Origin of the sequence: Klebsiella sp. 1SOBk5mer (assembly GCF_046603115.1) — a bacterium.
Taxonomy (GTDB): domain Bacteria; phylum Pseudomonadota; class Gammaproteobacteria; order Enterobacterales; family Enterobacteriaceae; genus Klebsiella; species Klebsiella quasipneumoniae.
This window is the reverse complement of record NZ_JBKIUU010000009.1, coordinates 14612-37906: the sequence shown is the minus strand read 5'-3', so window position 1 is coordinate 37906 and position 23295 is coordinate 14612. Positions and strand designations below refer to the sequence as shown.

21 protein-coding genes are annotated in these 23295 nt (G+C 50.4%); 14 read left to right on the top strand and 7 right to left on the bottom strand.

The genetic code is table 11. The features are described 5' to 3' along the window. Position 1: 1 nt before the first annotated feature. Complete coding sequence (mscM, locus tag ACLH1U_RS19125) at positions 2 to 3331, top strand: miniconductance mechanosensitive channel MscM (protein ID WP_017900929.1); 3330 nt, start codon at positions 2 to 4, stop codon at positions 3329 to 3331. A 37-nt stretch (positions 3332 to 3368) separates the two neighbouring features. Here mscM and yjeM read toward each other — a convergent pair whose 3' ends face one another. Next, on the bottom strand, positions 3369 to 4871 hold the full coding sequence (yjeM, locus tag ACLH1U_RS19120) for a glutamate/gamma-aminobutyrate family transporter YjeM (protein WP_032454623.1): 1503 nt from the start codon (positions 4869 to 4871) through the stop codon (positions 3369 to 3371). A 187-nt stretch (positions 4872 to 5058) separates the two neighbouring features. Next, positions 5059 to 6036: an elongation factor P--(R)-beta-lysine ligase gene (gene epmA / locus ACLH1U_RS19115; protein WP_004206428.1), complete on the bottom strand. Its 978-nt coding sequence runs from the start codon at positions 6034 to 6036 to the stop codon at positions 5059 to 5061. Positions 6037 to 6310: 274 nt separating this feature from the next. On the opposite strand from epmA, the gene frdA reads away from it, so the two are divergent. From frdA to ACLH1U_RS19090, 5 genes are all read left to right on the top strand, one after another. After that, positions 6311 to 8101, top strand: a complete 1791-nt coding sequence (gene frdA, locus ACLH1U_RS19110) for a fumarate reductase (quinol) flavoprotein subunit (RefSeq protein WP_032454622.1) — start codon at positions 6311 to 6313, stop codon at positions 8099 to 8101. Then, positions 8094 to 8828 carry a fumarate reductase iron-sulfur protein gene (frdB, locus tag ACLH1U_RS19105; protein ID WP_004177729.1) on the top strand — a complete coding sequence of 245 codons (735 nt, stop codon included), beginning with the start codon at positions 8094 to 8096 and terminating at the stop codon, positions 8826 to 8828. Before frdA ends, frdB begins: the two co-directional genes overlap by 8 nt. 10 nt (positions 8829 to 8838) lie before the next feature. Beyond that, positions 8839 to 9234 carry a fumarate reductase subunit FrdC gene (gene frdC, locus ACLH1U_RS19100; protein WP_002885530.1) on the top strand — a complete coding sequence of 132 codons (396 nt, stop codon included), beginning with the start codon at positions 8839 to 8841 and terminating at the stop codon, positions 9232 to 9234. A 10-nt stretch (positions 9235 to 9244) separates the two neighbouring features. Continuing rightward, positions 9245 to 9604: a fumarate reductase subunit FrdD gene (frdD, locus tag ACLH1U_RS19095; protein ID WP_002885526.1), complete on the top strand. Its 360-nt coding sequence runs from the start codon at positions 9245 to 9247 to the stop codon at positions 9602 to 9604. A gap of 113 nt (positions 9605 to 9717) precedes the next feature. Further along, a complete protein-coding gene (locus ACLH1U_RS19090) occupies positions 9718 to 10251 on the top strand; it encodes a lipocalin family protein (RefSeq protein WP_032454621.1) in 534 nt (177 codons plus the stop codon). Here the strand turns inward: ACLH1U_RS19090 and sugE are convergent. The 4 genes from sugE to efp all read right to left on the bottom strand — a co-directional run bounded on the left by sugE (position 10248) and on the right by efp (position 11784). Beyond that, positions 10248 to 10565 (bottom strand): quaternary ammonium compound efflux SMR transporter SugE, encoded by a 318-nt coding sequence (gene sugE / locus ACLH1U_RS19085; RefSeq protein ID WP_004206425.1) that lies wholly within the window; start codon positions 10563 to 10565, stop codon positions 10248 to 10250. The genes ACLH1U_RS19090 and sugE overlap by 4 nt on opposite strands. Positions 10566 to 10708: 143 nt before the next feature. Next, entirely contained in the window at positions 10709 to 10855 is a 147-nt protein-coding gene (gene ecnB, locus ACLH1U_RS19080) for a lipoprotein toxin entericidin B (RefSeq protein WP_004206423.1), read from the bottom strand. A gap of 157 nt (positions 10856 to 11012) precedes the next feature. After that, positions 11013 to 11144, bottom strand: coding sequence for an entericidin A/B family lipoprotein (locus ACLH1U_RS19075; protein ID WP_004206422.1), 132 nt, complete (start codon positions 11142 to 11144; stop codon positions 11013 to 11015). 73 nt (positions 11145 to 11217) lie between these two features. Next, entirely contained in the window at positions 11218 to 11784 is a 567-nt protein-coding gene (gene efp, locus ACLH1U_RS19070) for an elongation factor P (RefSeq protein WP_004206421.1), read from the bottom strand. A gap of 41 nt (positions 11785 to 11825) precedes the next feature. Here efp and epmB point away from each other — a divergent pair, with 41 nt between their 5' ends. Continuing rightward, positions 11826 to 12854 (top strand): EF-P beta-lysylation protein EpmB, encoded by a 1029-nt coding sequence (epmB, locus tag ACLH1U_RS19065; protein WP_411299399.1) that lies wholly within the window; start codon positions 11826 to 11828, stop codon positions 12852 to 12854. Between the two features lie 129 nt (positions 12855 to 12983). Here epmB and ACLH1U_RS19060 read toward each other — a convergent pair whose 3' ends face one another. Next, positions 12984 to 13628, bottom strand: coding sequence for a transcriptional regulator (locus ACLH1U_RS19060; protein WP_032429255.1), 645 nt, complete (start codon positions 13626 to 13628; stop codon positions 12984 to 12986). 477 nt (positions 13629 to 14105) lie between these two features. On the opposite strand from ACLH1U_RS19060, the gene ACLH1U_RS19055 reads away from it, so the two are divergent. The 7 genes from ACLH1U_RS19055 (at position 14106) to ACLH1U_RS19025 (ending at position 23277) form a co-directional block, all read left to right on the top strand. Continuing rightward, the gene (locus tag ACLH1U_RS19055) at positions 14106 to 14669 is read left to right on the top strand and encodes a fimbrial protein (RefSeq protein WP_032454619.1); all 564 of its coding nucleotides are present in this window, start codon (positions 14106 to 14108) and stop codon (positions 14667 to 14669) included. A gap of 51 nt (positions 14670 to 14720) precedes the next feature. Beyond that, positions 14721 to 15413 (top strand): molecular chaperone, encoded by a 693-nt coding sequence (locus ACLH1U_RS19050; RefSeq protein ID WP_032454618.1) that lies wholly within the window; start codon positions 14721 to 14723, stop codon positions 15411 to 15413. A gap of 30 nt (positions 15414 to 15443) precedes the next feature. Beyond that, complete coding sequence (locus ACLH1U_RS19045; protein WP_065805602.1) at positions 15444 to 17969, top strand: fimbria/pilus outer membrane usher protein; 2526 nt, start codon at positions 15444 to 15446, stop codon at positions 17967 to 17969. A gap of 16 nt (positions 17970 to 17985) precedes the next feature. Further along, positions 17986 to 19005, top strand: coding sequence for a fimbrial protein (locus ACLH1U_RS19040; protein WP_411299398.1), 1020 nt, complete (start codon positions 17986 to 17988; stop codon positions 19003 to 19005). 342 nt (positions 19006 to 19347) lie between these two features. Continuing rightward, positions 19348 to 19713: a hypothetical protein gene (locus ACLH1U_RS19035; protein WP_032454617.1), complete on the top strand. Its 366-nt coding sequence runs from the start codon at positions 19348 to 19350 to the stop codon at positions 19711 to 19713. A 158-nt stretch (positions 19714 to 19871) separates the two neighbouring features. Next, positions 19872 to 21158 carry an HlyD family secretion protein gene (locus tag ACLH1U_RS19030; RefSeq protein ID WP_032454616.1) on the top strand — a complete coding sequence of 429 codons (1287 nt, stop codon included), beginning with the start codon at positions 19872 to 19874 and terminating at the stop codon, positions 21156 to 21158. Then, positions 21151 to 23277 (top strand): peptidase domain-containing ABC transporter, encoded by a 2127-nt coding sequence (locus ACLH1U_RS19025; protein WP_032454615.1) that lies wholly within the window; start codon positions 21151 to 21153, stop codon positions 23275 to 23277. Before ACLH1U_RS19030 ends, ACLH1U_RS19025 begins: the two co-directional genes overlap by 8 nt. Positions 23278 to 23295 lie beyond the last annotated feature (18 nt).

The window sequence follows — 23295 nt, the reverse complement described above, 5'->3', positions numbered from 1 at the left end:
CGTGCGCCTGATATACACTTTCCTGTTGGCCTTGAGCCTCAGTTTCGGGGCGTACGCTGCGACAGCCCCGGATGCTAAACAGATAACCCAGGAACTGGAACAGGCGAAGGCGGCAAAGCCCGCCCAGCCTGAAACCGTTGAAGTTCTGCAGTCCGCGCTGAACGCGCTTGAGGAGCGAAAATCGTCTCTCGAGCGCGCCCGTCAGTATCAGGACGTTATCGACAATTTCCCCAAACTGTTTCAAAGCCTGCGTGCCCAGCTCAACAATCTGAGCGAAGAGCCGCGCCAGGTGCCAGTCGGCCTGACCGCCGATGCGCTGAACCAGGAGATCCTCCAGGTCAGCAGCCAGCTGCTGGAGTCAAGCCGTCAGGCGCAGCAGGAGCAGGATCGCGCGCGTGAAATCGCCGACTCCCTGAACCAGCTGCCGCAGCAGCAAACCGACGCCCGGCGTCAGCTCAATGAGGTTGAGCGCCGCATCGGCACGCAAACCGGCAACAATGCTCTCGCCCAGGCGCAAAATCTTGCCCTGCAGGCGGAATCGGCGCGCCTGAAGGCGCTGGTGGATGAGCTCGACCTCGCCCAGCTTTCCGCCAATAACCGCCAGGAGCTGTCGCGCGCCCGTTCTGAACTGGCGCAAAAGCAGAGCGAGCAGCTGGATGCCTATCTGCAGGCGCTGCGTAATCTGCAGAACAGCCAGCGCCAGCGGGAGGCGGAAAAAGCGCTGGAGAGTACCGAACTGCTGGCGGAGAACAGTGAAAACCTGCCGCCGGACATCACCGCCCAGTTTAAAGTCAACCGCGAACTCTCCCAGGCGCTGAACCAGCAGGCGCAGCGTATGGATCTGGTGGCGTCCCAGCAGCGGCAGGCGACGAATCAAACGCTGCAGGTGCGCCAGGCGTTAAACACCCTGCGCGAGCAGTCGCAGTGGCTGGGCTCCTCTAATCTGCTGGGCGAAGCCCTGCGCGCCCAGGTGGCGCGGCTGCCGGAGCGCCCTCGCCCGCAGCAGCTGGATACGGAGATGGCGCAGCTGCGCGTGCAGCGTCTGCGCTTTGAGGATTTACTCAGTAAGCAGCCGCAGCTGCGGCAGATCCGCCAGGCCGACGGCGAACCGCTGACCAGCGAGCAGAACAAGATCCTGCAGGCGCAGCTACGCACGCAGAACGAGCTGCTGAACTCGCTGCTGCGCGGCGGCGATACCCTGATGCTGGAGCTCACCAAGCTGAAGGTCGCCAACGGCCAGCTGGAAGACGCGCTGAAGGAGATCAACGAAGCCACCCACCGCTATCTGTTCTGGACTTCGGACGTCAGCCCCATCGGCTTCTCCTGGCCGCTGGAGATCGTCCAGGATCTGCGGCGCCTGATCTCCCTGGATACCATCAGCGAGCTGGGTAAAGCCAGCGCGATGATGCTCACCAGCAAAGAGACCCTGCTACCGCTGTTTGCCGCCCTGCTGCTGGTTGGCTTCAGCATCAGCTCCCGGCGCCATTTCACCCGCTTCCTTGAGCGCTCCAGCGCTCGGGTGGGGAAAGTCACCCAGGATCACTTCTGGCTGACGCTGCGCACGGTCTTCTGGTCGATACTGGTGGCTTCGCCGCTGCCGGTGCTGTGGATGACGCTCGGCTATGGTCTGCAGTCCGCCTGGCCCTTCCCGCTGGCGGTAGCGATTGGCGATGGGGTCACCGCGACGGTGCCTCTGCTGTGGGTGGTGATGATCTGCGCCACCTTCGCCCGGCCAAACGGGCTGTTTATCGCCCACTTCGGCTGGCCGCGTAACCGCGTGGCGAAAGCGATGCGCTACTACCTGATGAGCATCGGACTGATTGTGCCGCTGATAATGGCGCTGATCATGTTCGATAATCTTAACGACCGCGAGTTCTCCGCCTCGCTGGGCCGCCTGTGCTTCCTGCTGATCTGCGGCGCGCTGGCGGTGGTCACCCTCAGCCTTAAGCATGCCGGCATCCCGCTCTACCTGGATAAAGAGGGGAATGGCGACAACATGGTGAACCGCCTGCTGTGGAACCTGATGCTTGGCGCCCCGCTGGTGGCCATGCTGGCGGCCGCCGTCGGCTACCTCGCCACCGCTCAGGCGCTGCTGGCGCGTCTGGAAACCTCCGTCGCCATCTGGTTCCTGCTGCTGGTGGTCTATCACATTATCCGCCGCTGGATGCTGATCCAGCGGCGCCGACTGGCCTTCGACCGGGCCCGCCATCGTCGCGCGGAAATTCTCGCCCAGCGCGCCCGCGGCGAAGATGAGCCTGTTCACGTCAGCAGCCCGGAAGGATCGGTGGAGACGGAGGTCAGCGAGGTCGATCTCGATGCCATCAGTACCCAGTCGCTGCGTCTCGTGCGCTCTCTGCTGATGCTGATCGCGCTGCTGTCAGTCATCGTGCTGTGGTCGGAAATTCACTCGGCGTTTGGCTTCCTTGAGAATATCTCGCTGTGGGACGTCACCTCGACGGTGCAGGGGGTGGAAAGCCTCGAGCCCATCACCCTTGGCGCAGTGCTGATTGCCATTCTGGTGCTGATCATCACCACTCAGCTGGTGCGCAACCTGCCGGCGCTGCTGGAGCTGGCGATCCTCCAGCACCTCGATTTAACGCCCGGCACCGGCTACGCCATCACCACCATCACCAAGTATTTGCTGATGCTGATCGGTGGGCTGGTGGGCTTCTCGATGATTGGCATTGAGTGGTCGAAGCTGCAGTGGCTGGTCGCCGCGCTGGGTGTGGGTCTCGGGTTTGGCCTGCAGGAGATCTTCGCTAACTTTATCTCCGGCCTGATTATCCTGTTTGAAAAGCCGATCCGCATCGGCGATACGGTCACCATCCGCGACCTGACGGGCAGCGTCACCCGCATCAATACCCGCGCCACCACCATCAGCGACTGGGACCGGAAAGAGATTATCGTGCCGAACAAGGCGTTCATCACCGAACAGTTTATCAACTGGTCGCTGTCGGACTCGGTCACCCGCGTGGTGTTGACGGTGCCGGCTCCGGTGGACGCCGATACCGAAGAGGTGACCAAGATCCTCATCGCCGCGGCGCATCGCTGTTCGCTGGTCATCGATACCCCGGCGCCGGAGGCGTTTCTCGTCGACCTGCAGCAGGGGATCCAGATTTTCGAGCTGCGTATTTTTGCCGCCGAGATGGGGCACCGCATGCCGCTACGCCATGAGATGCATCAGCTGATCCTGGCGGGCTTCCGCGAGCATGGCATTGATATGCCGTTCCCTCCGTTCCAGATGCGGCTGGAAAGTATCGACGGCAGGCAAAGCAGTAAAACCATGACCTCGGCCGGGAAAACCAGCCGACGTACGGCTGGCAGCCTGTAGGCCATACCCTGCCCGGCGCCGCCGCCGGGCAGGCTTTCTAGCTCTCCATTACCAGCACACCGGACGCCAGGCGCCGACGGTAGCTTTCGTAAATGGCCAACGCCAGCAGCGAGAAGAAGATCGGCCCGCCGACCATCCACAGCGTGCTGTTCCAGTCCCCGCTGTCGATGACCGGCTGAATAATGGTGAAGATATTGGCGAAAGTCACCACCAGTAGCACCACGCCGGTCGCCAGCAGCGTCGACTGGCGGTTTTTGAAAATCACGAACGGCCGATCGAGATGCGCTTTTGACTTGAAGAACGGGAAGGCGATGGTCAGGAACAGGTAAGGCAAAGTCATGGAGACATTGGCCATCAGCGTCAGCTTGTTATAAAACGCGGAAGCGCTGTCCCCACCGAACGACACCATGACAATAAACACCCCGACCAGCAAACACTGCAGCCACATCGCCGCGGCGGGCATACCATTAACGTTGAGACGGGTCATCACCGATGGCCAGAGCGCTTTTGGCGTGCCCTGGATAATCGCTTTCAGCGGCGAATAGCTGAGAGTGAAAAACGCGCCGGTATAGGCGAGAAACATCGACAGCCCGGTAATACGGGCGAACCAGATCCCGGTCAGGGCTGCCGCCTCTGGCGTCATGTGCAGAGCCTGGCCGAGCGTGTTCCCGAGGCTGGTCATCAGCACATAGGTGATGTTGCCGAGGTTGGTTGAACGCGCACCGAGCACCTGCTGCCAGTTAGCGCTCACGCCCCACAGCACAATCGCCAGCGAATAACCAACCGAGATCACGATCGCCGCGATAATAATCCCTTTGGCAAAGTTCTTTTCCGGTTTATCGGTTTTATCCACTAAGCCGCCGACTGCCTCAATTCCGCCATAGGCGAAGATGGCAAATACCACAAATGACAGCATTGCCATACCCGACTGATAGCCCGGATTAGGCGAAAGGGCGAAGTTTAACGGTTGGGCGAAATGGCCGCCGTTGAGCAGCAGGATCGCCCCGCTCGCCAGCAGCAGCACCAGATTAAGCCCCATCACCGCGATACCGCCGACGGCGGTGATCCTGGCGATTTTATTGATCCCTTTGACGGCAATAAAGGTCACGACGACCATCCAGCAGGCCGCCAGAATGCCCACCGTCTGCGTCGGGGTCAGGCTACCCAGCGCCCAGCTTTGGGTTTTGTCGGCGCCAAACAAAAAGGTAGATAGCGGCACCCAGATCTTAGCCGCGGTACTCACCATCCAGACGATGTACGACGCAAACCACATAAAGGTGCCGATAAACGCAAAGCGCGGCCCGACGCTGTGGTTCATCCAGGAGTAAATGCCGCCCTCTTCCCGACGAAAGGCTGAGCCCATCTCCGCCATCATCAGCGCAAACGGAATGAAGAAAAAGAGTGCGGAAAAAAGATAAAACGGCATAGCGCTGTAGCCCATCAGATAAAACGCCGACGGGCTGTTGGCAAAGCCAAACACCGAGGTGAAGATCATCAGAATCAGCCCAATCAGGCTCATCTTCTTGAGTTGTTGATGCATAAACCTATCCAAACGTGAGCATCGCCCGACGGGCAACGCCTGGTCTCATAAAAAGAGCGCGGATAGTAGCAAAATCACGGAGAGAGATTGTGGGTATTCGGGCGAATGCCGGGATACCGTGCGAGGTATAGGTCAGGAGAGGCCTGTCACCTCCCTCGCCCGCAGGCGGCGGGAGGTGACAGCGCCATCAGGCGCGGTCGACCGTAAAGGCGATCACTTCGCCGATGCTTTCAGCGCCCAGCGCCAGCATCACCACGCGATCAACGCCCAATGCCACGCCGGAGCAGTCCGGCAGACCTGCCTCCAGCGCCGCCAGCAGGTTGTTATCGATGGGCTGCTGCGGGAGGCCGCGCGCGGCCCGCTTGCGATTGTCCTGCTCAAAGCGCAGGCGCTGCTCATGGGCGTCGGTCAGCTCGTGGAAACCATTCGCCAGCTCAATTCCTTTGTAATAGACCTCGAAGCGCTCAGCGACCCGATGATCTTCCGGGCTGATCTGCGCTAAAGAGGCCTGAGTCGCCGGGAAATGATAAATGAACGTCGGCCGATCTTTGCCGATGTGCGGCTCCACGCCCATGGTGAACAGCAGTTGCAGCAGCGTGTCGCGATCTTCTTCAGTATCGGCGATATTGCTCAGATCCAGCTTCGCCGCGACTTCGCGCAGCTGCGCTTTATCGGCAGAGAGCGGGTCAATATCCAGATGACGCTGGAACGCCTGCTGATAGGAGAGGCTTTCCGCCGGCTGGCACTCCAGCACCTGCTGCAGCAGATCGTCCACCTCGTTGATCAGACGATACATGTCATAGCACGGACGATACCACTCCAGCATGGTGAATTCCGGATTGTGATGCCGCCCCATCTCTTCATTACGGAAGCTGCGGCACAGCTGGAAAACCGGGCCGCAGCCCGCCGCCAGCAGGCGCTTCATATGGTATTCCGGACTGGTCATCAGGTACAGATTGAGTCCCTGTGAGTGGCCCGGGCCGACGAAACGGGTTTCAAACGGGAACAAATGGATATCCGTTACCGTCGCCTGACTCATGCAAGGCGTCTCCACCTCCAGCACGCCGCGATCGGTAAAGAAACGGCGGATTTCCGCCATCACCGCCGCGCGTTTCAACAGATTGGGAATGGGTGCGCTCGGCTGCCAGGTTGCCGTCTCGCTCATGGTACTTTCTCCGATTGCAAACAAGGGCACGAAGTCTACTCGCAACCGGCGAGTGAAACAAATTTTGTGCAATCCCCGGCAGATTACATGCCATTAATCTATCGTTAACCTAAATGCATAAATATCACTGATAAATAACCGCACATATCGATAAAAAAATCGAACACGTCAATTTTCCATACTGACCCTACGGCTATACTCCTGTACCTATAAAGGAGCAGTGATACTTTTTCGCCAGCCCGGCGGCGAAATACACTAAAACTGGAGGAATGTCGTGCACACTTTTCAAGCCGATCTCGCCGTAATTGGCGCCGGCGGGGCAGGCCTTCGCGCCGCTATCGCCGCCGCCCAGGCCAACCCCAATGCCAAAATCGCCCTGATTTCTAAAGTCTATCCGATGCGCAGCCATACGGTCGCTGCAGAAGGGGGGTCCGCAGCCGTTGCCCAGGATCACGATAGCTTTGAGTACCATTTTCACGACACCGTCGCCGGAGGCGACTGGCTGTGCGAGCAGGATGTCGTCGACTATTTCGTTCACCACTGCCCGACGGAAATGACCCAGCTGGAACAGTGGGGATGCCCGTGGAGCCGCCGCCCTGACGGCAGCGTTAACGTCCGGCGCTTCGGTGGCATGAAGATCGAACGTACCTGGTTTGCCGCCGATAAAACCGGCTTCCACATGCTGCATACCCTCTTCCAGACCTCCCTTCAGTTTCCCCAAATTCAACGCTTTGATGAACATTTCGTCCTTGATCTGCTGGTCGATGACGGCCAGGCCCGCGGCCTGGTGGCGATGAATATGATGGAAGGCACGCTGGTGCAGATCCGCGCCAACGCGGTGGTGCTGGCCACCGGCGGCGCCGGACGCGTCTATCGCTACAACACCAACGGCGGCATCGTTACCGGTGACGGGATGGGTATGGCGCTGGGCCACGGCGTGCCGCTGCGCGATATGGAGTTCGTGCAGTATCACCCGACCGGCCTGCCGGGCTCCGGGATCCTGATGACCGAAGGCTGCCGCGGTGAAGGCGGGATTCTGGTCAACAAAAACGGCTATCGCTATCTGCAGGATTACGGCATGGGCCCGGAAACCCCGCTCGGCGAACCGAAGAACAAATATATGGAGCTGGGCCCGCGCGACAAAGTGTCCCAGGCCTTCTGGCACGAATGGCGGAAAGGGAACACCATTCCCACGCCGCGCGGCGACGTGGTCTACCTCGATCTGCGCCACCTCGGCGAGAAAAAGCTGCTGGAGCGCCTGCCGTTTATCTGTGAGCTGGCGAAAGCCTACGTCGGCGTCGACCCGGTGAAAGAACCGATTCCGGTACGCCCGACCGCGCACTACACCATGGGCGGCATCGAAACCGATCAACAGTGCGAAACCCGCATCAAAGGGCTGTTTGCCGTGGGCGAATGCTCGTCCGTTGGTCTGCACGGCGCCAACCGCCTGGGCTCCAACTCGCTGGCCGAGCTGGTGGTCTTCGGCCGCCTGGCCGGGGAACAGGCCATGCAGCGCGCCGCGCAAGCGGGCGAGACGAACGGCTCCGCCCTTGATGCGCAGGCTGCCGATGTGGAGCGTCGTCTGAAAGATCTCGTCAACCAGGAGGGTAACGAAAACTGGGCGAAAATCCGCGACGAAATGGGGCTCTCGATGGAGGAAGGCTGCGGCATCTACCGGACGCCAGAGCTGATGCAGAAAACTATCGACAAGCTGGCTGAGCTGCAGGAGCGCTTTAAGCGCGTGCGCATTACCGACAACTCCAGCGTATTCAACACCGATCTGCTTTACACCATTGAGCTGGGACACGGTTTAAACGTTGCCGAATGTATGGCGCACTCGGCCATCGCCCGTAAAGAATCGCGCGGTGCGCACCAGCGTCTGGATGAAGGCTGTACCGAACGCGACGACGTCAACTTCCTCAAACATACGCTCGCCTTCCGCGAGGCTGATGGCACCACCCGCCTGGAATATGGCGATGTGAAGATCACCACGCTGCCGCCGGCGAAACGTGTCTATGGCGCTGAAGCGGAAGCGGCTGAGAAGAAGGAGACCACCCATGGCTGAGATGAAAAACCTGAAAGTCGAAGTGGTGCGTTACAACCCGGAGGTCGACACGGCACCGCACAGCGCGTTCTATGACGTGCCTTACGATGAGCAGACCTCGCTGCTGGACGCGCTGGGCTACATTAAAGACAACCTGGCGCCCGACCTGAGCTACCGCTGGTCCTGCCGGATGGCGATCTGCGGCTCCTGCGGCATGATGGTCAATAAGGTACCGAAGCTGGCCTGTAAAACCTTCCTGCGGGATTACACCAAAGGCATCAAGGTTGAAGCGCTGGCCAACTTCCCGATCGAGCGCGATCTGGTGGTGGATATGACCCACTTTATCGAAAGTCTGGAGGCCATTAAGCCCTATATCATCGGCAATAACCGCACCCCGGACCAGGGACCAAACAAGCAGACGCCGGCCCAGATGGCCAAATACCATCAGTTCTCCGGCTGTATCAACTGCGGACTGTGCTATGCCGCCTGTCCGCAGTTCGGCCTGAATCCGGAGTTTATCGGCCCGGCGGCGATCACCCTCGCCCACCGCTATAACGAAGACAGCCGCGACCACGGCAAAAAGGAACGCATGGCGCAGCTTAACGGCCAGAACGGCGTCTGGACCTGTACTTTCGTGGGCTACTGCTCGGAAGTGTGTCCGAAGCACGTCGACCCGGCGGCCGCGATCCAGCAGGGCAAGGTGGAAAGTTCGAAAGACTTTCTTATCGCCACCCTGAAACCACGCTAAGGAGTGCATTATGACGACGAAACGCAAACCCTACGTGCGGCCGATGACCTCCACCTGGTGGAAAAAGCTGCCGTTTTATCGCTTCTACATGGTGCGGGAAGGCACGGCGGTACCGACGGTCTGGTTTAGCATTGTGCTGATTTACGGGCTGTTTGCCCTCAAGCACGGCGCCGAAAGCTGGGCGGGATATATCGGATTCCTGCAAAATCCAGTGGTGGTGATCCTCAATCTGATCACTCTGGCGGCGGCGCTGCTGCACACCAAAACCTGGTTCGAGCTGGCGCCGAAAGCCGCCAACGTCATCATCAAAGGCGAAAAAATGGGGCCAGAGCCGGTGATTAAAGGTCTCTGGGTGGTGACGGCGGTGGTCACCGTGGTGATCCTGTTTGTCGCCCTGTTCTGGTAAGGAGGCTGAGATGATTAATCCCAATCCGAAACGTTCCGATGAACCCGTTTTCTGGGGGCTGTTTGGCGCTGGCGGCATGTGGGGCGCGATTGTCGCGCCGGTGATGGTGCTGCTGGTGGGCATTTTGCTGCCGCTGGGGCTCGCCCCGGCCGACGCCTTCAGCTATGAGCGCGTGCTGGCCTTTGCCCAGAGCTTTATCGGCCGCGCGTTCATCTTTCTGATGATTGTCCTGCCGCTGTGGTGTGGGCTGCATCGTATTCACCACGCCATGCACGACCTGAAAATCCATGTGCCAAACGGCAAATGGGTCTTCTACGGTCTGGCGGCGATCCTCAGCGTCATTACTCTCGTTGGCGTACTGTTTATCTGATCCTGCAAGAGCCCGGCAGCAATTCTGCTACCGGGCTCGCTTCATAGAAAAATCTTGCCGCCTTTGCCCTGCCGGACTCTACACTTAGCTTAAAAGCCAGCAAGGAGCATACCATGCGTATCCTGCCGATAATCACCGCGGTCGCCGTCTCGTTCCTGTCTGTCGCCTGCAGCACCCCTGCCCCGCCGCCGGGCGTCACCGTGGTCACCCCCTTCGACGTTCAGCGCTATCTGGGTACCTGGTACGAAATAGCTCGCTTCGACCATCCTTTTGAAAGCGGGCTTGAAAAGGTCACGATCGCCTGGCAGCCGCGCGATGACGGCGGTCTGGACGTGGTCAATAAAGGCTATAACCCCGACCGCGACATGTGGCAGAAAACGGACGGGGTGGCGTATTTTACCGGCGAACCCAGCCGCGCCGCGCTGAAGATCTCCTTCTTCGGCCCCTTCTATGGCAGCTATAACGTCATTGCGCTGGATAAGGAGTATCGGTACGCACTGGTCTGCGGCCCCGACCGCGACTATCTCTGGCTACTGGCGCGAGCCCCCACCATCGCCCCGGAAGTCAGGCAGCAGATGCTGGATATTGCCACCCGGCAAGGTTTTGATATCAGCAAACTGGTCTGGGTTAATCAGCGCTACAACTAGTGCGCGCTGATCTTCAGGCCAATGATGCCGACCACGATGCAGACAAGACTGGCGATACGCATAGCGCTGGCGGATTCACCTAACAGTACGATACCGGTCACAGCGGCGCCCACGGCGCCGATCCCCGTCCAGACGGCGTAAGCGGTACCCACCGGCAGGGTTTTCATCGCCCATGAAAGCAGCGCCATGCTGACGACCATCGCGACGATGGTGATGACGCTGGGAACCAGGCGGCTAAAGCCATGGGTATATTTCAGGCCGACGGCCCACACCACTTCCAGCAGGCCAGCGATAAATAAGACTATCCAGGACATAAGGCTCCTTTGCTGGGGCCGTCCCCGGATGAGAAACGCTTACGGGTCGTCCCGTAAGGTGGATGAAAAGTCGTAGTGAGTATATCCAACAGGATGGGGGAAGTGAAGAACGGTACGGCGCAAAACCGTACCGTCGAAGGCTGTTATTGCTGAGCTTTGGTTGCTGCGCCAGAGATTGCGCTGCCGCCCTCTGAAATATCCTGACCTACACCGCGCGTGGTGTTACAAGCGGTCAGTGCTGAAGAGAGGACCAAAACCGTAAAGAACGCTGCAATCGTTTTTTTCACCATAATGTCATCCTTAGTGTCAGTTTTGTTTTCATGCCCTATAAGCATAGACAAACCGTCCACAGATGAAGGGATCTTTGCGTTTTTTAAGAGAAAAGGAGTATTCGTGGAGGAAGCAGACGCATCGCAAGGCGATCGCGGCAGGCGAAACGGAAGGAAGTCAGCTTACAGCGCGAGAGATGGCGTGACCCAGGCCCTGAATATCTTCACCGAAACCGCGGGCGGTATTGCAGCCAGACAGCAGTGCGCTGCTCAGAAACAGTAACGCCAGGAGTTTTACGCTGCGCTTCATGTGTCGTGCTCGTCGTGCCAGTACAGAAAGAGCGGCGCAGCACAGAGGCTGCGCCAGTCATCATGACGTGAAATTACTTCACGCGGGATACGTATTCGCCAGAGCGAGTATCCACTTTGATTACTTCGCCAATCTGGACGAACAGCGGCACTTTAACCACAGCGCCAGTAGACAGGGTCGCGGGTTTACCACCGGTACCCGCGGTGTCGCCTTTCAGACCTGGGTCGGTTTCAACGATTTCCAGCTCAACGAAGTTCGGCGGGGTGACCGCGATCGGCTGGCCGTTCCACAGGGTCACGATGCACTCAGCCTGATCCAGCAGCCATTTGGCATTGTCACCGATCGCTTTCGCGTCAGCAGACAGCTGTTCGAAGGTTTCGTTGTTCATGAAGTGCCAGAACTCACCGTCGTTATACAGGTAAGTCAGGTTCATATCGACAACGTCCGCGCCTTCTGCAGAATCAGTAGATTTGAAGGTTTTCTCAACGCGGGTGCCGGTCAGCAGACGGCGCAGCTTAACGCGCGCAAACGCCTGGCCTTTACCTGGTTTAACGAATTCGCTGGCTTCTACCGCATAAGGTTCGCCATCTAACATGATTTTAAGACCAGCACGAAAATCGTTGCTATAGTAAGTCGCCATAAGGCCCTCTGAAATTGTTTAACTGGTAGCTAAGCCACAAAATGGCGCATATTGTAACCCTAAATACCCCATCCAGAGAAGATTGGATAACGCAACTTGCCAATGTTGTGACCAGTCCTGATGAACTGCTGCGTCTTTTAAATGTAGATGCTGATGAAAAACTGCTCGCCGGACGTGAGGCCAGACGCCTGTTCCCGCTGCGCGTCCCGCGCGCGTTTATTGCCAGAATGGAGAAAGGCAACCCTGACGATCCGCTGCTTCGTCAGGTACTTACCGCCGAAGAGGAGTTTATCGTCGCCCCCGGCTACTCCACCGATCCGCTGGAAGAACAGCACAGCGTCGTGCCCGGCCTGTTGCACAAATATCGCAACCGGGCCCTGCTGTTGGTGAAAGGCGGTTGCGCGGTCAATTGCCGTTACTGCTTCCGCCGCCACTTTCCTTATGCCGAAAATCAGGGCACCAGGCGCAACTGGCAGACGGCAATGAACTATATCGCTGAGCATCCGCAGCTTGATGAAATCATCTTCTCCGGCGGCGACCCGCTGATGGCGAAGGACCATGAGCTTGACTGGCTAATGACCCAGCTGGAAGCCATTCCGCACGTTAAGCGTCTGCGTATTCACAGCCGATTACCAATCGTGATCCCGGCGCGCATCACCGAGACGCTGGTCAGCCGCTTCCACCGTTCGTCGCTGCAGGCGATCCTGGTTAACCACGTCAACCACGCTAATGAAATTGACGGCGAGTTTCGCGCGGCGATGGCCATGCTGCGTCAGGCGGGCGTCACGCTGCTTAACCAGAGCGTGCTGCTGCGCGGGGTGAACGATAACGCGCAAACCCTGGCCGATCTCAGCAATGCGCTGTTCAATGCCGGGGTAATGCCCTACTACCTGCACGTGCTGGACCGGGTACAAGGGGCGGCACACTTTATGGTCAGCGATGATGAAGCCCGTGAAATCATGCGTGAACTGTTGACCCTCATCTCCGGCTATATGGTGCCGAAGCTGGCGCGAGAGATCGGCGGCGAACCCAGCAAGACGCCGCTGGATTTAGGACTGAAGCAGCGTTAGCTCCCCTCCCTTGTCTGCCAGGTCGTGCTGGCAGACATCTTAATATGAATACACAGCCAGGTTGGGACTAACATACTCGGCAATCCACTTTACCGTTACCTTCTCGATATAAACCCCAGCGGCGGCGTATTATCGATGTAACACGATCAGTACGATAACATTGATAACAATCATCACGACAATCAGCGCGATTAACCAGGTGGGAACTTTAAAGGTTATATGTAATCGTTCCGATACTTTCTCTGCCACCTTCACGCTATTTTCCCGCCTATCATTCTCCTGGATTGCTAAATTCACTGGTAGTGGAAGACTTAATTTATGGTCAATTTTCCCCGTATCATTGAAAATGACATCAGCAGTTTTACTACTGTGAAAATGCGTTAATCTTTCCCGATTCATATTCTCGCACTCTTCATCCGAGAGCGGGATAACTAAAGTATCCGGGGCGACGCTAAAGCCTTTTTGTCTGACGGTGATAATGATATCCTCAGATAGTCCGGCTTTGAGCAGCGATTTTCTCAACAAAGAGATATTTTGATAAAATGTATTTTGCGAAACTACCACTCCCCGTGTTTCCCATACAGCCGCCAGAAATTCATCCCGAGAAATCACTTTGCCGCAATTCTGCAATAGCAGCAGCAAGCATCTGGCGGTAGGCGCATTGAGGCTGATGCTCTCCCCATCCCCGGCAAGCGGTCGCAGCTCATTCATATTGGCATTAAATATAATCTCCTGATTAATTATACAGCCATTAAATAATGCAATATCATCCATATCCTTGCCCCACGCAACCCTATTATCCATAACAAAAATAAATAATCCCAGCCAAACCATGGCGTGAACATTATCGCTTCAGACAGAAGCGGGGTCAGTTCACATTGAACTTCAGCTTTGAGGATACCGCATAAAAAATGACAAGCGATAGTTATCTTGTTTAAAAGCCACATTTTCGGATTAAATTTATCTCAACCTAACTCAACATCTCATTAGAAAAGGTCATTATTAAATTCACGCGTGCTTCATCAAGAATTCACAAGCATTTTTTGCACCAGACTTTTAAATTACCCCCGCTTCTCCATGGTTCGCTATGGCAAGTGATATTGTAGCGTCGTTCAACAGGAAGGTAGGTTTCAGCACTATATAAGGAATGCTGGCGCTTATTTTCAATATCAATATGAATGCATACTCCATTCCCATGATAACTGTTATCGATTCTACACAGGACTAAGTATCTATATATGGATTAATTAAATGAAAAAGACAATCGTAGCTGTAATGGTCGCTGCATCTGCAGTGCTGAGTGCTCAGGCTTTCGCGGCAGGGAACAGCACCAACCTGACAGTTCTGGGTAAAGTTACTGCAACTGGTGAATCCTGTAACGTAACCCCGGCTCCGCTGATCGCAGGTGGCTCTTTAACTCTGGACGATATCCGAGCTGACAAGTTAGAAAACTTTGCTCTGAACTCTCCTTATAAAGAGCTGGCTAAAGATATTGAATATAAAGTCGAAGACTGTCAGAAAGGTGCTTCTGATTACACCGGTAATATTAGTGTTACCGTTACTGGCGATTACGTCAGCGGCATGAACGACGTTCTGAAAAACCTTGCACCAAACGCTGCCAACAGCGCTGCTGTAACCGTTGTTAATACCGACTGGAGCCGTGTTGATTTAAGCGGTGTTAATGCTGCTCAAACTGTCGCTTATACCGCAGGTACCCCGTCTTACCTGCGTTTTAAAGCTGCATACGTCAGAACAGGTTCTGGCGTAACAACCGGTGACGTGAAAGGCGTAGCTACCTTTACCCTCACTTACTAATAATAAATGGAGCCTGCCCGGCAGGCTCCATTTATATCCAAGGAAAGGATTATGCGTGAATTATTATTAAAATCAGTAATAGCTTTTTCATTAGTAACTAGTTTCTTTGCCCACAGCGGGATTGTCGTTGACTCAACTCGTCATCTTTATAAAGAAGGCTCACGCGAAATCAACGCGCACATTGAAAACAAAGATGACACTCCCTACTTAATCAAGTCATGGGTAGAAGCCCCAGAAGGAAAAGACACATCATATTTTATGGTAACCCCGCCACTGTTTCGCCTGGAAGGAAAACAGAAAAACACCTTACGTATCTTTCCAAATGCAAATATTTCGAATGCACCTAAAGATCGTGAATCGGTTTACTTCTTTAATGTCATGTCGATACCACCGACCAGCGATAGTGATGAAGCTAAAAATAAGATTCAGTTAGCTGTTCGACATAAAATGCGACTGATCTTTCGACCGAAAAGTGTTCAAGAATTATCAGCTGATACTGAAGCTAAAAAATTAGAATGGCAAAAAACAAACAACAAGATTACCTTGAAAAATCCGACACCATTCTTTCTTTATTTTAGGTCGGTAAAAATAAATGACAAAGAGATTAACAGCTCAATCCCACACGTAGCCGCCTACTCTACTGTGGAATTCACTTTACCAGCAGGCATAAATGGCTCGGAAATAACATGGATGATAGCAACCGATAGCGGGGGCTCGGGGTCTACCTACTCCTCATCATTCTAATGAGATTAACTGACTGGCTTGGGTAATAACATGTCTAAATTTATAAAAAAAAGAGCTGGAATTCTTGCTGGTGCTCCTTACACAGTTGCTATTCTCATTCCTGCACTGACATTATGTTTGTGCGGTACCGCGACGGCACGTGATTTTTTTGATCCTGATTTCATTAAATCGGTTGGCCAGGACTCTTCATCTATTCCAGATCTATCAGTTTATGCAACCAAGGATTCTCAAGCATCAGGTGAATATCGTGTCGATGTGGTCTTGAATAATGAACTTAAAGAAACAACTAGTATCCTGTTTGTTGAAAAGCAAAATGGAGAGTTGTCACCTTGCTTGAGTATAGAAAAGCTCTCCAGCTATGGTTTACGACTGAGCGCATTCCCAACGTTAAAAAATGATGCAAAAGGATGCGCGAACACAGCTGACATACCAAACTTTACAGCCGATCTCAACTTTAATACACAGCAACTTTTACTATCTATCCCTCAAGCTGCGTTATCAAGCATTGCTCAAGGATATGTGTCGCCTGAAGAGTTTGATGAAGGTATTAATGCGCTGTTGGCAAATTATCAATTCAGCGGCTCAAAAGATTTTGACGAAAAACAAGAATATTACAATTTTAATCTACAGTCCGGGTTAAATGTTGGCCCTTGGCGCATTCGTAACCTGAGTGCATGGAATAAAAATGGCGGCGATAAAAGCAATTGGGACTCCGTTTATCTTTATGCTCAGAGAAGTATCATTCCATTAAAAAGTACATTAGTTATGGGGGAAAGCTCTTCACTTTCAAGTATATTTGATAGTGTTCCTTTTACAGGTATTCAGCTAGCGACAGACACGGATATGATCCCTGAAAGCCTTCGTGGCTTTGCTCCTGTCGTTCGCGGTATTGCCAGAACTAATGCTCGTGTCATCATTAAGCAAAATGGCTATCAAATTTATCAAACATTTGTTGCTCCAGGCGCCTTTGAAATCACCGATCTCTACTCTACTGGCGGTAACGGTGACTTGTACGTGACCGTTGAAGAAGCAGACGGCAGCAAACAAAACTTTGTCGTCGCCTTTGCTTCTTTACCACTTATGCTTCGTGAAGGCCAGATGGAATACGAAATTACCAGTGGTAAATATCGCCCATATGATAACAATACAGATGAAAAACCATTTACCCAAGCAACAATTAGCTATGGGTTATTAAATAATACAACCTTATATGGTGGTTTACAAACAGCATCGGCTTATCAAGCACTTGCATTTGGTGTCGGCCAAAACTTAGGTGAGATTGGAGCCATTTCAAGTGATGTAACTCAAGCCTGGTCGAAAAAACAAGACAACGAAAAAACATCTGGACAGTCCTGGCGTATTCGCTACGGTAAAAATATTCTCGAAACCGGGACGAATGTTTCAGTTGCAGGCTATCGTTACTCAACGAAAGGGTTTAACACCCTATCGGATACGTTCAACACTTATAATGATCATTATAATGCTTCTTCTGCACGTTCTGTGCGAAACAGGACTAACCTGACGGTGAGCCAAAGTTTGGGCGCGAACTTGGGAAGTCTGACAATCTCAGGTTTATTTGAAGACTATTGGGATAGTGGCCGACGCAATAACTCACTAAACATCGGCTATAATGGCGGAGCACGTCGTTTCAACTATTATTTCGGATATAGTTATAATCGCTATTCATGGAGTAATGGTGGTTCTGGCCGAAATGTGGAAGATGATCATCTTCTTTCGTTCACTATATCTGTACCTTTAAGTGAATGGCTTCCGAATACTTATGCTAGCTATAGTATAAATAATAGCAATCCGGGATCCACCGACCAATACGTATCTCTTAATGGTTCAGCGCTGGAAAATAACAATCTGGACTGGAATGTTCAGCAGGGCTATAGCAACCGAGAAGACGCCACTGGCAGCGTCAATGCTACATACAAAGGCTCGTTAGGCCAGGTAACGGGTGGTTACAGCTACAATAAACATAGTCAAATATTAAACTATGGATTGAGTGGAGGTGCATTAGTTCATGCAAATGGCATTACTCTGGGTCAGGAAATGTCCGACACGGCCGTATTAATTAAAGCTCCAGGGTTGGATAATGTTAGACTGGAGAACGACACCAGCATTGAAACGGATTATCGAGGTTATGCCATTATACCTTATGCAACACCTTTCTATCGTACAAGTGTAACGTTAGATAACACAACGTTGAGCGATAATATGGAACTTCCGAATACAACCCAAAAAGTAGTACCTACTCGCGGCGCTATCGTACGAGCTAATTTCGAAGGTACTTTCGGTCGTAGAGCGTTTCTAATTCTCAAAAGATTGTCCGGTGAAAATGTTCCTTATGGTGCAACCGTAACCTTAACAACTGATAAAAAAGCACAGGCCAGTATTGTATCTGATGGCGGTATGGTTTATATGTCAGGCCTAAAAGATAAAGGTGAGGTATATGCTCAATGGGGAGCAAAAACCGATCAGCAATGTAAAGCTACTTATACATTAGCTACGGCAACAGAAAGTATCGCGCAAACCACAGCGGTTTGTCGTTAACGAGGAAGTACATGCGATGAAAAAATTTATTATTTTAATAGGTATATTATTTTCAAGCTTTCAGGCTAACGCCTCTTGCTCTTATAGCAGTACGTCTAGCGGTGCTATCACGGTGAGTTTTGGTACACCTGCTGTCCTGGCCGATCCAACGTTACCTGTTGGGACAATCTTATCCACTGCAGTCCGTGGGAATATTGTTCCAAAAACATTTTCAAATTGTGACCCTGGAGACATATTTGTTGTCAGAACAAACCCAACCGTAAATCAATCTAGTGTAAATAAAATTAACGGGCAGGTCGTTTACGAGACAGGAATTCCAGGTATTGGTTTTCAAATATCTGATATATTAAAGCCTAAAGGGCGATATATTCCTGCGGTGATTGATCAAACAGAGTCAGCAACAAGCCGATACTTTTCTTCGTCAGATATATCAAAACAAGTCATGGTATGGCTAGTAAAAACTGGGCCGATAACCCAAACAAAGTTAACCAATTATATTACAGTATACTATATGGCAGGAACTCCTGCCCAAACGAGTTCTGGTGCTAATAATAATTCGTCTTTGTATAGAATTAACATAGACCTGACGAACATTAAATTTAAAGAAACAACATGTGAAATTTCGCCCAGAGACGGAAATACCGTGAGGTTACAACCTATTGATTTATCAGAGCTTGCTTCACTTTCTGCAGGCAAGGCTGCTGGTAAACCTAAAAACTTTACCGTCGACATAACCTGTCCAACCACAGAAATAAACAAAAATTATCTTTATTGGTTTAACCCTGTTTCTTTAAATTCAACTTCAGCTGATGGTGTTTTACTTAATTCACTTACAGATGGAGCAACAAACGTAGGTATCATTATTAAGAAAGGCTCTAGTGCAATAAAATTCAACGATTTGAGTTATACTTTTACCACGGCAAAGAACCAAAGCCAGACCTTTTCCGCCGATTATTACAAGATAGCAAATCCAGTAACTCTAGGGGTTACTGGAGATGTTAAAGTAGACTTCGAAATTGTTCTTCAGGAAAAATAGTATATATCTATTTCTCTTTTCAAATCATTTTACCTTTTCCCTCCCCCCCTGAACCAAGGTTCAAGGAGGGGAGTTTTATTATTACAAATAAAGACCAAGTTATAAAAACAACTCCTCGCTTTTGATGATAAGATTCATATGTGAACTAAACTCATCTAATACTTGAACCTGTAAAATTCAAATATAATTCTTATTCAAACTATTGGAAAAAGGATTTTTATGGTTAAAATAGCCTTCGAAATATCACTGAACTGTTCATCATGGTGCTATTTCAAAACCGAAAGTAGCAAAATAAAATTTGATACAAATCGATTATGATGGATTATTAAACAAGGAAATAAAATGAAGCAATTAACTATTGTTGAAATGAATGACGTATCTGGTGCAGGTATCCAGCAGATTATTGATGGTAGCCAGAATGTTCTGTTTGGACTGTTGGATGCAGCAATCGGTGCTGTATTGTTAGGTTTCGGCGCATCTGGTGCTGGTGGTCTGCAGGGCGGTGTAACCGGTAACGGTTCAGGTGGCGGTATTCTGGGCTTCGGTGTTATCACTATCGGTATCGGCTCAATTTGGGGAGCTATCCAGGGTGCTGTAACTGGCGCAGTCTGGGGTGCTTATGTTGGCGCCGATACCAGCGTTGAATACATCAAGAAAGGTGTCGACGCCTGGTTCGCAGGCACCATTGGTGGCTGGACTCCAAACTGATTTTTATAATTAGTTTTTAATAAAAACATACAGAACCTTTGAGTTCTGTATGTTTAATATTATTAGCAGGTTTCTAAAAAACTATCTTGCTCAATCACATGTTTTATCTATTTGTTGGGACTTCTTAATCCCTTGGTTAATTTTAAAAGTGATTTCTGATGGCAAATAATCTTTATCGCAAGGAAGCGATTGAATACAAGAAGAACCACTGGAAGGGCAAAGCTCTTATGTTGGCAGGAATTCCTGCATGGTTGGTTTGCACACTTTCCTTTCTTTTTCTAAGCGTACTAATCATTACTCTGACTACTTGTAACTACACTCAGCGTATTGATGTACGCGGGGAAGTGATTACTCTGCCACATTCTATAAACGTATATGCACCACAGCAAGGATTCATAGTAAAGAAATATATTGAGACAGGTGATATTGTCCGAAAAGGAACGCCTCTGTATGAAATAGATGTCTCTCGTTCTACAGTATTTGGTAATGTGACCGATGAGATGAATGCGGTTATTAACGAAAAAATAACCAATGCCGAAGATATTATTGTAAAAATATTAAAAAATAAAGGTGAAACTTTAGAAGCCCTTCATTCTCAAGTGCGCCAGTATGAAGCTTCGTTAAAAGAAACAAAGCAAATGCTGAACGATACAGACACTGGTCTACAAAAGATGAAAGCTAATCTTGCAAGCTATGATAAGTATCTTAAACAAGGCTTGATAACCAAAGATCAATACAACTATCAGCATTCTCTCTATTTTCAACAACAAAGTACGTACCAATCACTTGTTAGCCAGAAAATGCAGCTTGAGACTCAACTTACTCAGCTTAAAAGCGATCTGGTTGTAAAGAGTGCAGATTTTGACAATCAGATTTCTAGCCAAAAAAATCAAATAAACGATTATAAAAATCAGCGTGTTGAATCAAACGCTAACGGCAATGTGGTTATTAAAGCCACCTCGGATGGTAAAATAGAGTCCATAGCTGTAACCGTAGGGCAAATGGTTGACAAAGGCAGTAGTCTTACCCAGATCAAGCCTACAGGAAATATCGAATATTTTCTTATACTATGGTTACCAAACAATAGCATCCCATATGTTAAAAAAGGCGATATTGTTAACATTCGCTACGATGCATTTCCTTCTGATAAATTTGGCCAGTTCCCTGGCATAGTTGAAACAATTTCTTCTGTACCAGCATCGAAGCAGGAGATGTCCGAATATACAAACGTAGTGAGTAATCCAAACCAACAGGAACTCGCACTTTATAAGGCAATTATTAGAATTAAGAATAAAAATTTTGATTATAACGGAAAGACGCTTGAGCTCTCAAATGGACTAAAAGCTCAGGCTATTGTATTCCTGGAAAAGCGTCCTTTATATTTATGGATGTTTGCCCCGTTTCACAAAATCAAGCAAAGCGTAAGTGAACCGATCAATGACTAGAGAATTATTTGACAACATTACCAAGCAGCTCAATTTCAAATTACGCAAGAGCACACCCGTTATTTTACAATCAGAAACATCTGAATGTGGTATAGCTTGCCTGGCAATGATCTCCGGATATTATGGACTCAATATTGATCTGCTGAACTTTCGCGATCGCTTTGGAACCCCTGCGCAGGGCGTCACACTTTTATCATTAAGCAAGATTGCTGAACGAGCCGGCCTACAAAATCGAGCTCTTTCGCTGGATCTTGATGAAATGCGCCAGCTCAAGTTGCCTTGTGTTATTCACTGGGGAATGAATCACTACGTTGTTCTTACTAAAGTTCGTAAATCCAGTTTCATTGTACATGATCCTGCGCTTGGTAAACGAGTGATTGGACTTCAAGAGATGTCTAATAATTTTACAGGCATTGCGCTTGAACTGTGGCCGGAGCAAAATTTCCAACAGGAAACAGTTAAATCTCGTCTACGCATGATAGATTTAATGAGCAACATAGTTGGACTTAAAAGTACGCTGCTTAAGATTTTTGCTTTTTCGGTAGTTATTGAAGCCATTGGTTTATTATTACCTGTTGGTACCCAACTGGTAACAGATCACGTTATTATGGCACACGATGAAAGTTTACTTGCCGTAATCTGTATAGGGCTGGTGTCATTTACACTTTTTAGTGCTTTCATCAGCATGTTAAGAGCTTGGACATCTTTGACACTGAATACATTGACAAGCATACAATGGAAAACCAGTATGTTTGATCATCTGTTCAAACTACCCTTATCCTTTTTTGAAAAACGCCATTTAGGTGATATTCAATCAAGATTTTCATCCCTGGAAACAATCAGATCGACATTTACCAATAGCATCGTTACAGGAATCATCGACTCAATAATGACTATCGGGCTTTTGATCATGCTAACGCTTTATGGCGGCTGGCTGTGCTGGGTTGTAGTAGGTTTTACAGCTTGTTATGGCATTATGCGCCTGGCCACATACCGTTTTTATCGCCGCGTATCAGAAGAACAAGTCATCAAAGGGGCACGCTCTAGCTCACATTTCATGGAGTCGTTATATGGCATTGCAACAATTAAGGCTCTTAATTTAAAAGAGCGTCGTTCGAAGCACTGGCTAAATTTAAATATCGATGCCTGTAATGCAACGATTAAACAGAGTCGTTTTGATATGCTTTTTGGCGGAATCAATACCCTTATATCCTCAATTGATCAGGTGGTAATTTTATGGTTAGGGGCTTTAATGGTTATCGATAACCATATGACACTAGGTATGTTTATGGCTTTTAATGCTTACCGAGGCCAATTTTCTCAGAGAGCTTCCAACTTGATCGATCTTTTTATGAAGGTACGAATGCTCTCCTTACATAATGAAAGGATTTCTGAAATTGCTTTCTGCGAGCCGGAAAAAGAATTGCCCTCTCGGCGTATTTTTGAAGAAAATATTGGGGTGAAACTTCAGGTGAAAGATCTTACCTATCAATATGATCCGTTTTCACAGCCTATTATATCTAACTTGAATATTACCATTGAACCGGGTGAGTCTGTTGCTTTAATTGGCCCATCAGGTATTGGAAAAACAACCCTATTAAAAGTAATGAGCGGCTTGCTATCTCCTACAAGTGGTGATGTCTTGGTGAATAATCTTGATATCACTAAAATTGGTATAAATAATTATCGTTTAAGCACTGCTTGCGTACTTCAGGAAGATCGGTTGTTCTCTGGTTCTATTGCTGAAAATATTAGCGGTTTTGATGATAATGCAGATATCGATTTCATTATGGAGTGCGCAAAAAACAGCAATATACATGCTGAAATTATGCAAATGCCCATGGGTTATGAAACACTTATTGGTGAACTGGGTACGGGTATTTCTGGCGGACAAAAACAACGACTCTTGATCGCACGAGCGCTATACCGTAAACCAGGTATTTTATTTATGGATGAAGCAACCAGCCATCTTGATTTACAAAATGAGTATCATATAAACCAATCAATATCTAATTTAAGTATTACACGTGTCATTGTTGCACATCGTCCATCAACAATTGCTTCAGCAGATCGTGTGATCGATCTGTCAAAAAATAACTCAATTTCATTGCCTTGTTAAACTGGAAAAGGATGACCT

What these genes read in the sequence shown, in the direction of transcription:
- ACLH1U_RS19075 (WP_004206422.1), bottom strand. Translation starts at nt 11,144, where the DNA reads ATGAAGCGCAGCGTAAAACTCCTGGCGTTACTGTTTCTGAGCAGCGCA.
- efp (WP_004206421.1), bottom strand. Translation starts at nt 11,784, where the DNA reads ATGGCGACTTACTATAGCAACGATTTTCGTGCTGGTCTTAAAATCATG.
- ACLH1U_RS19055 (WP_032454619.1), top strand. Translation starts at nt 14,106, where the DNA reads ATGAAAAAGACAATCGTAGCTGTAATGGTCGCTGCATCTGCAGTGCTG.
- ecnB (WP_004206423.1), bottom strand. Translation starts at nt 10,855, where the DNA reads ATGGTGAAAAAAACGATTGCAGCGTTCTTTACGGTTTTGGTCCTCTCT.
- ACLH1U_RS19060 (WP_032429255.1), bottom strand. Translation starts at nt 13,628, where the DNA reads ATGGATGATATTGCATTATTTAATGGCTGTATAATTAATCAGGAGATT.
- frdB (WP_004177729.1), top strand. Translation starts at nt 8,094, where the DNA reads ATGGCTGAGATGAAAAACCTGAAAGTCGAAGTGGTGCGTTACAACCCG.
- ACLH1U_RS19040 (WP_411299398.1), top strand. Translation starts at nt 17,986, where the DNA reads ATGAAAAAATTTATTATTTTAATAGGTATATTATTTTCAAGCTTTCAG.
- ACLH1U_RS19045 (WP_065805602.1), top strand. Translation starts at nt 15,444, where the DNA reads ATGTCTAAATTTATAAAAAAAAGAGCTGGAATTCTTGCTGGTGCTCCT.
- ACLH1U_RS19030 (WP_032454616.1), top strand. Translation starts at nt 19,872, where the DNA reads ATGGCAAATAATCTTTATCGCAAGGAAGCGATTGAATACAAGAAGAAC.
- yjeM (WP_032454623.1), bottom strand. Translation starts at nt 4,871, where the DNA reads ATGCATCAACAACTCAAGAAGATGAGCCTGATTGGGCTGATTCTGATG.
- frdD (WP_002885526.1), top strand. Translation starts at nt 9,245, where the DNA reads ATGATTAATCCCAATCCGAAACGTTCCGATGAACCCGTTTTCTGGGGG.
- epmA (WP_004206428.1), bottom strand. Translation starts at nt 6,036, where the DNA reads ATGAGCGAGACGGCAACCTGGCAGCCGAGCGCACCCATTCCCAATCTG.
- sugE (WP_004206425.1), bottom strand. Translation starts at nt 10,565, where the DNA reads ATGTCCTGGATAGTCTTATTTATCGCTGGCCTGCTGGAAGTGGTGTGG.
- epmB (WP_411299399.1), top strand. Translation starts at nt 11,826, where the DNA reads ATGGCGCATATTGTAACCCTAAATACCCCATCCAGAGAAGATTGGATA.
- ACLH1U_RS19025 (WP_032454615.1), top strand. Translation starts at nt 21,151, where the DNA reads ATGACTAGAGAATTATTTGACAACATTACCAAGCAGCTCAATTTCAAA.
- ACLH1U_RS19090 (WP_032454621.1), top strand. Translation starts at nt 9,718, where the DNA reads ATGCGTATCCTGCCGATAATCACCGCGGTCGCCGTCTCGTTCCTGTCT.
- frdC (WP_002885530.1), top strand. Translation starts at nt 8,839, where the DNA reads ATGACGACGAAACGCAAACCCTACGTGCGGCCGATGACCTCCACCTGG.
- ACLH1U_RS19050 (WP_032454618.1), top strand. Translation starts at nt 14,721, where the DNA reads ATGCGTGAATTATTATTAAAATCAGTAATAGCTTTTTCATTAGTAACT.
- ACLH1U_RS19035 (WP_032454617.1), top strand. Translation starts at nt 19,348, where the DNA reads ATGAAGCAATTAACTATTGTTGAAATGAATGACGTATCTGGTGCAGGT.